This window comes from Bartonella sp. AA86SXKL, from assembly GCF_042196885.1.
This window is the reverse complement of record NZ_JBHIRE010000367.1, coordinates 1-681: the sequence shown is the minus strand read 5'-3', so window position 1 is coordinate 681 and position 681 is coordinate 1. Positions and strand designations below refer to the sequence as shown.

Genomic DNA, 681 nt, shown 5'->3' with positions numbered 1-681 from the left:
GGCATTTCCGTTTCAGCAATATCCAGTTCTTTACGACCATAAGCAGCAAGTGCGATATCTTTGACAACATAATCTTGAGCTGTCATTCTTTATTCCTTCAAAATTAATTTTTGCAAAACGGTAGGAGAAATTAAAAAAAAATGCAAGTTAATAGGAACACTTCTTTCTGGGAAAAAGTCTTTATTCGGTTTCCATAAATCTTTACCACAGACATGTATTTACAAGTGAGTGATAATGTGACTGAGAGGATGCTGAAAATTTCTATAGTGTGGACAAAAGTTGTCGACATTTGTTAGTTTTTGAATTGATGAAGGCGGTGTACACCCGTTGTGGTTTCTTCACTTATACCTTTGATTGCTGCGCGCTGGCGTGTGAAAAACCCTGGTGTAGCTTCCATACGCCTTTGGATTTGTTTGAAGAAAAATTCTTCTTCTGTCTTGGAATGAGACAGGATATCTTTATTTGCTTCCGCACGTTGCAAAAAAGCCAGATGTATAAATTTTATCAACACGCTTATCCATTTTCTTTTATAAATGAGAAATGAATTCAGTAAAAAAGAAGATGCGCTAGCTTTCATGCCGTAGGTTAAAATTTGAGACTAAAGATAGCGTAGGGGGAATGGTTCATTTGTCAATAAAGACGTGTTACCAAGGGGAAACAGTTCATCAATAAAATGCAGGG

General features: G+C 36.6%; 1 protein-coding gene and 1 pseudogene. Both read right to left on the bottom strand.

Going from position 1 to position 681, the window contains the following annotated elements; genetic code table 11:
* Positions 1–86, bottom strand: an 86-nt coding sequence (locus tag ACFIO5_RS12050) for an adenosylhomocysteinase (RefSeq protein ID WP_375705537.1), incomplete at its 3' end; no start/stop codon positions are given.
* 212 nt (positions 87–298) lie between these two features.
* Positions 299–475: pseudogene (locus ACFIO5_RS12045) on the bottom strand (adenosylhomocysteinase); the annotation flags it as partial.
* Between the last annotated feature and the right edge of the window lie 206 nt (positions 476–681).